At 69.9% G+C, this 9,108-nt stretch carries 7 protein-coding genes and 2 tRNA genes; 2 read left to right on the forward strand and 7 right to left on the reverse strand.

The window, feature by feature from the left end; all coding sequences use genetic code 11:
- The first annotated feature begins 174 nt into the window (after positions 1–174).
- Complete coding sequence (locus AAF430_17220; GenBank protein MEM7411973.1) at positions 175–2,613, forward strand: hypothetical protein; 2,439 nt, start codon at positions 175–177, stop codon at positions 2,611–2,613.
- 12 nt (positions 2,614–2,625) lie between these two features.
- On the opposite strand, the gene AAF430_17225 is transcribed toward AAF430_17220, so the two are convergent.
- The 7 genes from AAF430_17225 to AAF430_17255 form a co-directional block, all read right to left on the reverse strand.
- On the reverse strand, positions 2,626–3,333 hold the full coding sequence (locus tag AAF430_17225) for an HAD family hydrolase (GenBank protein MEM7411974.1): 708 nt from the start codon (positions 3,331–3,333) through the stop codon (positions 2,626–2,628).
- A 65-nt stretch (positions 3,334–3,398) separates the two neighbouring features.
- A complete protein-coding gene (locus AAF430_17230; protein MEM7411975.1) occupies positions 3,399–3,743 on the reverse strand; it encodes an HPF/RaiA family ribosome-associated protein in 345 nt (114 codons plus the stop codon).
- Between the two features lie 284 nt (positions 3,744–4,027).
- Entirely contained in the window at positions 4,028–6,784 is a 2,757-nt protein-coding gene (gene uvrA, locus AAF430_17235; GenBank protein ID MEM7411976.1) for an excinuclease ABC subunit UvrA, read from the reverse strand.
- Positions 6,784–7,131, reverse strand: a complete 348-nt coding sequence (locus AAF430_17240) for a hypothetical protein (GenBank protein ID MEM7411977.1) — start codon at positions 7,129–7,131, stop codon at positions 6,784–6,786. Before AAF430_17240 ends, uvrA begins: the two co-directional genes overlap by 1 nt.
- 8 nt (positions 7,132–7,139) lie before the next feature.
- Positions 7,140–8,300: a molybdopterin-synthase adenylyltransferase MoeB gene (gene moeB, locus AAF430_17245; GenBank protein ID MEM7411978.1), complete on the reverse strand. Its 1,161-nt coding sequence runs from the start codon at positions 8,298–8,300 to the stop codon at positions 7,140–7,142.
- A 66-nt stretch (positions 8,301–8,366) separates the two neighbouring features.
- On the reverse strand, positions 8,367–8,678 hold the full coding sequence (locus AAF430_17250; protein MEM7411979.1) for a hypothetical protein: 312 nt from the start codon (positions 8,676–8,678) through the stop codon (positions 8,367–8,369).
- Between the two features lie 166 nt (positions 8,679–8,844).
- Positions 8,845–8,928 (reverse strand) — tRNA-Leu (locus AAF430_17255).
- A gap of 104 nt (positions 8,929–9,032) precedes the next feature.
- Here AAF430_17255 and AAF430_17260 point away from each other — a divergent pair.
- A tRNA-Ala gene (locus tag AAF430_17260) sits at positions 9,033–9,108 on the forward strand.

The raw sequence follows: 9,108 nt of genomic DNA on the forward strand, positions 1-9,108 counted from the left end.
CCGTTGCCGGTCGCTGTTGCGACCGACACGATAACCGGTCACATCCGTTCAAGTACGGAGGCACGCGCACCCGATAGGCAACGCGAGGGGCGCGGCGCAATGCCGCCGCAACTCTGTTTCCCGGTCGATCGAGAGGCCCCGCCTCTCGTCCCCTCGGCCGGCACGGGAGATGCGATGTCGGACGAACGATTCCGCCTGGTGTTCCGCGGTGAGACCTTCGAGGGAACGAGCCCCGAGCAGGCCCGCAAGAACCTGGCCGCCCAGTTCAAGAAGGCGCCGGAGGACTTCGTCCGGATCTTCAGCGGCAAGGCGTTCTCGCTGGTCTCGAACCTCGACGGCGAGACCGCGTCGCGCCACATGGAGCGCTTCGCCGCGATGGGCCTCGTGGTCTACCGGGAGCCTCACGCCACGGAGGCCGGCGGAGCCGCGGCTCCGGCGCCGACGCCCACACCGGAACCGACGCCCTCCCCTGCACCCGCGCAGCGGGCGCCCGCCGAAGCGGCGGCCCCCGCCATGACGGACTCCGTAGCGCCGGTGGACGCCGATACCGAACCGATCTATGAAACCGACACCGCCCCGAGCGCGCAGGTCGCCGTCGAAGCGACCAGAGAAACCCCTCTCGCCATCGCCCCCGAAGAACGCGGAAACCCGCCGCCGACCACGCTCCGCCAGCGGCTCCGCTATCGCTTCGACACCTTCATGGCGAAGGGCGGCAGCTCGAGCTTCAAGGCGCTCCTGGTCGCCTTCCTCGGCGGCTTCGCGCTGATCGGCCTCGCCCGCGGTGCCTTCCAGTGGATGTCACCCGAGGCCGGTCTCCAGTACGGCGAGCTCGACTTCTGGGGCAACCTCTACATCTCGTTCCTGCAGCTGACCGACCCGGGCAACATGGCCCAGGACATCCAGTCCGCGCCGGGCTACAAGGCTTTCGCCGTCGTCGCCGGCATGACGGGTGTCATCCTGCTCTCGGCCCTGATCGCGTTCATCACGACGAGCCTCGACCAGAAGCTCGACGAGTTGAAGCGCGGCCACTCGAAGGTCATCGAGGCAGACCACACGCTGATCCTCGGCTGGAACGAGCAGCGCATCGTCGAGGTGCTGCGCGAACTCACCCTCGCCAACGAGAGCGAGAAGGACGCTTGCGTCGTGATCCTGGCCGATCGCGACAAGGAAGAGATGGACGACGTCCTCCGGCTGCGGGTGCCGGACACGAAGACCACCCGGGTGGTCACCCGCAGCGGCGCGGTCTCGACGGTCGCGAACCTCGATCTCGTCTCCATCGAGACCAGCAAGTCGGCGATCATCCTGGGCCTCTGCGACGACAACGCGAGTGCCGCCGAAAAGGCCGCCAGTGACGCGATGGTCATCCAGACGACCCTCGCGACCACCGCGAAGGCGCCCCAGGACGAGGACTTCTCGATCGTCGCCGAGATCTTCAACCCCACCCACCGCGAGATCGTCGAAGCGAGCTTCGGCGAGCAGGTGGTCACCGTGAACACCAGCGACATCCTGGCGAAGCTGCTCGTCCAGACCTCGCGCTCGGTGGGCCTCTCCACGGTCTACAACGAGCTGCTCTCCTTCGACGGCTGCGAGATGTACTTCCATGAGGACGACTGGGGCGGCTCGCGCTTCGGCGACCTCGCCTACCACTTCCCCGACGGCGTCCCGATGGGCATCCGCGGGGGCGACGGCGAGATCCAGATGAATCCCAGCCGCGACCACGTCCTCGCGGACGACGACGAGATCCTGATCGTTGCCGAGGACGACTCGACCATCGAACTGCGCGGCAAGCCGGTGGCCCAGCCGCGCGACCTGCCCCTGGCCGGCGGCCGGCTCTCCCAGGAGGTCGAGCGCGAGCTGATCCTGGGCTGGAACCGCAAGGCACCGATCATCCTGCGGGAGTTCGCCGACTACGTCCGCGAGGGCAGCCACGTGGACGTCATGCTGACGAGCCCGACGGAGGGAGAGCGTGAGGCGATCGCCGCCCTCGACGCCGAGCTCGACACGCTTTCGCTCAGCCTGGTGGAAGCCGACTGCATGAGCCGCGAGGCCCTGCTGGCCCAGCGTCCCTTCGAGTACGACAACATCATCATCCTGGCCGGCAGCGACGAAGCACGCGTCGACATCGCCCAGGTCGATTCGGAGAACATCGTGACGCTGCTGCTACTACGCAGCATCTTCGCCGAGTTCCCGGAGCAGAGCGGCTGCACGAAGCTGATCACCGAGGTGCTCGACTCGCAGAACCACGCGCTCGTGGCGCGGGCGGGCGTCAAGGACGTGATCATCTCGAACAAGCTGGTCAGCATGATCATGGCCCAGATCTCGGAGAGCCGGGACATCAAGCGCGTCTACGACGACCTCTTCCAGGAGGACGGCTCGGAGATCTACCTGAAGCCGGCGAGCCTCTACTTCGAGGAGCTGCCCCGGAAGGTCACCTTCGCCGACATGATCGAGATGGCAGGGAAGCGCGACGAGGTCTGCATCGGCGTGAAGATCAAGGCCTACGAGAGCGACAGCGAGCGCAACAACGGCGTGAAGCTGATCCCCGAGAAGAAGAAGCTCTACAGCCTGCGCCCCGAGGACTGCCTGATCGTGCTGGCCGAGGACGAGCTCTAGGTCGGAGCGGGGCTAGTCGAGGAGGTCGGCGAGTCGGCGGATCCGCGCGCAGTCGCGCTCGGGGTAGGTCCCGGTCTCGTCGATCAGGATCGCCTCGAGGCCGGCGGCGCGCGCGCCGCGGACGTCGATCGCGTAGATGTCGCCCACGTAGACGGTGGCGTCCGCCGCGACTTCGAGACGCGTCAGCGCTCGCGCGAAGATCTCGGGATCGGGCTTCTCGACGCCCTCGAGGTGGGAATCGAGGATGCACTCGAGGTGGTCGGTGAGCCCGGCCGCTCCGAGGAGCGACGCCACGCGGCCATCCGCATTCGACACGACGCCGGTGCGAAAGCCGCGCTCGCGCAGGCCGGCCAGGGTCTCGGCGGCGCCCGGGAGGGGTACCCGCCAGAGGTTCGCGCGCCGCTGCTCTTCGGCGAGCTCCGCGGCGAGGGGTGCGCAATCGGCGTCCCCCACCCCCGCGTACCCCAGCAGCGCGCCGAAGTAGCCAGCGATCCGGTCGGCGTCGCGATCCTGCACCCCACGCTCACGCTCGGCGCGTGCGTCGATTTCGTGTCGCGCGCGCGCCTCGCCCTCCGCCAGCGCCTCCAGGCGGAGCGTCACCCCGCGCGCCGCAGCGCGCTCGGCGATGAAGCCGTGGTCCAGGCGAATCAGCGTGCCGCCCGCGTCGAACAGGACAGCCGTGATCTCACGCGGGGATCCGAGGGCAGACAGGCGCGGCACGGGCGGAGCCTAGGGGCCGGCCCGCCCCCGCACAACGCCATGCGACCGCAGCTGCGATCTCGAGACTACGCCTCCCGACGCTTCCAGGGATCCTTCCGCGCCCCTCGGCGGCGACTGAAGATGCGCTTGTCGTGCTCCTTGCGGAGCTGGCGCTCGATCCGGTTCAAGACCTGGTCCGAGGCCGGTCGCGCTGCTTCGGCATGCGCCTGGGTGGCCACGTTCGTGTTCTTTCCCAGCACATGACCATGAGCCTCGAAGCCCGTACCCTGCTCGAAGAGCGTGAGTTCGATGCGTTCGACTTCGCGGAACTCGCCAGACAGCACGTCGCAGCGGCGCTCAATCGCCGCTCGGATCTCCTCGTCGACCTCGAGATCCTTGAAGTGCACCACGATCGAAGCGTTGCTGGCCATGCGAGTTCTCCTAGCGATAGGCCTCCGGGCGGGTCCGCCTTCGCCCGAAGGCGGCTCGCCGGCGGTGGCTCGGCTGCGGCGAGCGGGGGTCGGCGTGACGGTGACCGAAGCGGTGCACCGACGGGGCCAACGAAAGGTTCCCAAGGTCTCGCACGCAAAGTCAGAGTACCACAACGAGCGCGCGTCACCGCTCCGTCGGTGCGCCTCGTGCTACGCCGCGCGCGATCCGAAGCATCGCCGCCCACTTGCGCCGCGGTCTGCCGGCTCGTGGCGGCGGCTTGCCGTCAGCCGTGGAGCGCGCGCGCCGTCGGAGAGCGATCGTCGCGATAGTCGGCGGGCGCGCCGGCATAGAGCAGCTTCCCGCCCTCGGGCCCGCCACCCGGACCCAGGTCGATCAGGTGATCGGCCCGGCGCAACACCGCCGTGTGATGCTCGGTGACGACGATGCTCGCACCGCGATCGAGCAGCTGCTCGAAGCACCCCAGCAGCCGCTCGACGTCGGCCGGGTGCAGGCCCATCGTCGGCTCGTCGAAGACGTAGAGCGTGCCCGGCTTGCCGTCGGCCAGCGCCTGGGCGAGGCGCAAGCGCTGGGCCTCTCCACCAGAGAGCGTCGACAGCGGTTGTCCGAGGGAGAGATAGCCGAGGCCGACGTCCACCAGCGGCGTCAAGCGCGTCACGATGGCGCGTTCGTCGTGGAAGCGCGCGACGGCCTCGTCGACGCTCAGCCCCAGCACGTCGACGATGCTGAGTCCTTTCCAGGTCAGCTGGCGCGCTTCCGCGCGGTAGCGCGTCCCCAGGCACTGGTCGCAGGGCATCCGCACGTCGTCGAGGAACTGCATGTCGACGACGAGCTCGCCGGAACCCTCACACGTCTCGCAGCGCCCACCCGCCACGTTGAACGAGAACCAGCCCGGCCCCGCGCCGTGGGCCTTCGCCTCTCGCGTTTCGGAAAAACGCTTGCGGATCGGATCGAAGGCGCCGGTGACCGTCGCGGCGTTCGAGCGCGGCGACTTCGAAGGCGGCTCGGGTTCGACGAGCACCACCTCTTCGAGGGCTTCGCCCCCGAGCACCGCAGCACAGGCACCGCGATCGGGTTCGCGTCGCAGCTGACCCACCAGCACCGAGCGCACCAGCGTCGTCTTCCCGGCCCCGGACACCCCCGAGAACGCGACCAGCTGACCGAGCGGCACGGTGACGTCGAGGTCGCGCAGGTTGTTCTCGCAGGCCCCGCGGATCTCGAGCTTTCCCGTCGCCGGCCGTGGCTCCCGGTCGACGAGGTCGAAGTCTCCGCGCAGCGCGCGCCCGGTGAGCGACTCGGCCGCGTCCCGTACGACCGCGACCGGACCCTCGGCCATCACGCGGCCACCGCGATGGCCCGCGCCCGGGCCGAGGTCGATGACGTGGTCGGCGGCCGCCACGACCTCGGGAGCGTGCTCGACCACGACCACCGTGTTCCCCTGATCGCGAACGCGCTGGAGGATGCCGATCAAGCGCGCGACGTCGCGGGCGTGGAGGCCCACCGAAGGCTCGTCGAGCACGTAGAGCGATGCGGTCAGCGTGCCGCCGAGCGCGGCCGCCAGCTGGATCCGCTGGGTCTCCCCGCCCGAGAGCGTGCGCACCGGGCGGTCGAGCGTGATGTAGCCGAGCCCGGCCTCGACGGCAGTCGCCACCCGCGCGCGCAGGTCGGCCAACACGCGTACGATGCGCTCCTCGGCCGCCGGCGGCAGCGACAGGTTCTCCAGGGTGTCGGCCAGCTCGGCGAGCGGCAGCGCGAGCATCTCGGTGATGTCGCGCCCGGCCAGGGACACGGCGCGCGCCGCCTCGCAGAGTCGGGTTCCGTCGCAGTCGGGGCACGGGTCGAAGCGGCGGTAGCGCGCGATCATCACGCGCGCCTGCACCTTGTAGCGCTTGCGCTCCAGGCGAACGAAGAACCCCCGGATCCCGCCCCAGAGTTCGTCGCCCGTGAAGAGCCAGTCGCGGGTGTCGGGGTCGAGCTCGTCGACCGGCACGTCGATCGGGACGCCCGCATCCTCGCACGCCGCCAACAGACGCTCGTGGGCCCGCCGCCCGCCCGGCGTCTGGAACGGAGCCACAGCACCCTCGGCCAGGCTCTTCGACGGGTCGGGGATCACGCGTTCGCGGTCGAGCCCGGGGACGCGACCGAAACCTTCACACGCCTCGCAGGCTCCCAGCGCACTGTTGAAGGAGAAGAGCGCCGGCGTGGGCTCGGCGAAGGTGTCGCCGCACGTGTCACAGGCGAACGCGTTGCGATAGCGGGCGCGGTCTCGGTCGCGCGAAACCACGTGGCAGGTGCCATCGCCCCAGGCGAAGCCCTGGTGGATGGCGTCGCTGAGCCGGGCGGCCTCCCCCGGCCCGTCGCGTACGGCCAGCCGATCGATCACCAGGAGGCCATCCCGTCGCGCGGCGCTGAACTCCCGCGCCGAAAGCTCGCTCAGGTCCGAGATGCCCCCCTCGGCGTCGAGGAGTCGCGTGTACCCCTCGCGGGCCAGCCGATCGCGCTGAGCCGCGGGCGTCTCGCCCTCGCGTTTCGCAAGCGCGGCGCCGATCGTCACCGCCTGTCCCGCGAAGCGGTCGGCCACGCGCTGCGACACCGCACCGACGTCGCCGGGCTGCACCGGCACCTCGCATCGCGGGCACTCCATGGTGCCCGCGTGGGCGTAGAGCAACCGGAGGTGATCGAGGATCTCGGTGGCCGTGCCCACGGTGGAGCGGGCGTTGGTCACCCGGTTGCGCCGCTCGATCGCGATCGCCGGCGGCAAGTGCGAGATGAAGTCGACCTCGGGCCGCGGCAGGCGTTCGAGGAACTGACGCGCGTAGGTCGAGAGCGACGTCACGTAGCGGCGCTGGCCCTCGGCATAGAGGGTGTCGAAGGCGAGGGTCGACTTTCCCGAGCCGCTGACCCCGGTGATCACGGTGAGCGACCCGAGCGGGATCTCGCAGTCGACGCCCGCGAGGTTGTGGCTGCGGGCGTTCTCGATGCGGATCGCCGGCCGCGTCGGCGAGACCGGCTGGGTCGTCATCAGGCGTCGGGACCGCGCTCGCTGTAGCGCCGGGCCTCTTCGGCGTAGGCGTCGAAGCCCGCGGACTCGGCGGCCGCCGCGGTGCGCTCCCACTCCTCTTGGGTCGGCGCCTCCTCCTGGGCGGCCGCGACGGCGCGCAACAGGAAGACGTTCCCGTCTCCCACCGCGCGGATGCGCAGCTCGGCCAGGGGCTCCGCGGCCTCGGCGATCGCCAGGAAGTCGACGGCCTCGACGTGACGCTCCTCGGCGAGATACGCCTCGGCGATCGCCAGCGCCTGGTCCTTGCCGAGGTCTTTCTCGAGCAGGTGTCTGCGCTCGAGCGGTCCGGGAATCTTCGAACGGGCCACGGGTGCTCCTAATAGCGGGGGACGTCGGGGTCGACGGTCAACGACCAGGCCTCGATCCCGCCGGTGAGATTCTCGACCCGGGCGAAGCCCGCGTCGAGCAGCAGTCGCGCCGCGCGCTCGCTGCGCGGGCCGTGGTGGCAGTGCACGATCACGCGCTTGCCGCGCCAGAGGTCGAACTCAGCGAGGCGATCGCCGAGTTCGGCGAGCGGAACCAGCGTCGCGCCCTCGATGCGGGCGCGCTCCCACTCGTCGAGGTCGCGCACGTCGAGCAGCAAGTGCTCGGCGCCGTCGGCGCGCAGCGACGCCAGTGATGATGCGTCGATCGTCGGCGGCTCGCTCGGCTCCTCGGCCGGAACACCGCAGAAGCCGGCGTAGTCGATCAGCTCGGTGATCTCCGGTGTCTCGCCACAGGCCGGACACGCGGGATCCTTCTTCAACCGGAACTCGTGGAACTCCATGCGGAGCGCGTCGTACTGGAGGAGCCGTCCGTAGAGCGGATCGCCGAGCCCAGCGACGAGTTTCACCGTCTCGGTGGCCTGGATGATCGCGACCAGCCCGGGCAGCACACCGAGCACCCCTCCCTCGGCACACGAGGGCACGGCACCCGGCGGCGGCGGCTCGGGGTAGAGGCAGCGATAGCAGGGGCCATGCCGCGCATCGAAGACCGTCATCTGTCCATCGAAGCGGAAGATCGAGCCGTGCACGTTCGGCTTGCCGAGCAGCACGCAAGCATCGTTGGTGAGGTAGCGCGTGGGGAAGTTGTCCGTGCCGTCGACGATCACGTCGTACTCGGCAAAGAGCGCCATCGCGTTCTCCGACGACAGCCGCAGCGGGTGGCGCTCGACCTTCACGTCCGGGTTCATGGCCGCGATGCGCTCGGCGGCCACGTCGACCTTCAGGCGTCCGACGTCCGCGGTGCCGTAGAGCACCTGGCGATGCAGGTTCGAGGCGTCGACGACATCGAAGTCGACGAGGCCGAGGGTCCCGACGCCGGCGGCGGCAAGGTACTGGGCGAGCGGGCAGCCGAGGCCACCCGCGCCGATCAGCAGCACGCGTGCGTCGAGGAGCGCGCGTTGCCCTTCGAGCCCGACTTCGGGGAGTGTCAGATGGCGCCGGTAGCGGTCGAACTGGTCGGGGCGCAGCGGCGGTGCGGCCGGGGTGGGGGCCATCTCAGGACGCTATCCCGTGCCCCGGGGCCGTCAAGCGGCGGTCGGCGGCGCGATGCGTCGGCAGCCCTAGTTGCGACTCGGCAGCACGACGACCGACTGGACCACACGCGGCCCGCCCTGGAGCTGCCAGCGCACCAGGACTCGATCCCCGGCCGCGAGTGCGCCCCAACCCGACTTGCCCTCGACGCGCGTCGACGGGCCCTTGGTGAAGGTGAGCGTCTCACCGCGACGACTCTGCACCGCGAGCGTGCTCCCGCTCGCGGAGACGACGGTGCCGTTGAACTCACGGACCTGCGCCTGTGCGGGGTGGGCCAGCACGAGCAGGAGACAAGAGAGGCCGAGGGCGACCCCACGCAGAGCAGCGTTCATCCGTTCCATCTCCCAGCTCCCCAAACCCGGGGTCCGTCGGTCCGCAGAGACCGCCGATTCAGCGCACGCCGTTGCGGGGGTCAGGGCGTGCTCGAAGCGATTGCCGTGCCGGTTCGACGCGTACGCCCCCCGGCACATTCTCCCAGCGTGGAGGCCGCGGGGGTCATCGCCCCGGTGCCGGAGGTGGGACTCGAACCCACATGGCCTTGCGACCGGGGCCTTTTGAGGGCCCTGCGTATACCAATTCCGCCACTCCGGCAGGCGTGGCGCGCGAGCATACCAAAGCCCCGGGAGCGCCCCAACGACCCGAAGCCACAGGGTTTTTGACAGCGGGGAAAGCTGCGTTAGCTTGAGAGTCCGCGTGGGGCTGTAGCTCAGCTGGGAGAGCATCAGGCTGGCAGTCTGAGGGTCAGGGGTTCGATCCCCCTCAGCTCCACCA

The organism is Myxococcota bacterium, from assembly GCA_039030075.1.
In the GTDB taxonomy this organism is placed as follows: Bacteria; Myxococcota_A; UBA9160; order UBA9160; family SMWR01; genus JAHEJV01.

What these genes read in the sequence shown, in the direction of transcription:
- AAF430_17230 (MEM7411975.1), bottom strand. Translation starts at nt 3,743, where the DNA reads ATGGCCAGCAACGCTTCGATCGTGGTGCACTTCAAGGATCTCGAGGTC.
- uvrA (MEM7411976.1), bottom strand. Translation starts at nt 6,784, where the DNA reads ATGACGACCCAGCCGGTCTCGCCGACGCGGCCGGCGATCCGCATCGAG.
- AAF430_17220 (MEM7411973.1), top strand. Translation starts at nt 175, where the DNA reads ATGTCGGACGAACGATTCCGCCTGGTGTTCCGCGGTGAGACCTTCGAG.
- AAF430_17250 (MEM7411979.1), bottom strand. Translation starts at nt 8,678, where the DNA reads ATGGAACGGATGAACGCTGCTCTGCGTGGGGTCGCCCTCGGCCTCTCT.
- moeB (MEM7411978.1), bottom strand. Translation starts at nt 8,300, where the DNA reads ATGGCCCCCACCCCGGCCGCACCGCCGCTGCGCCCCGACCAGTTCGAC.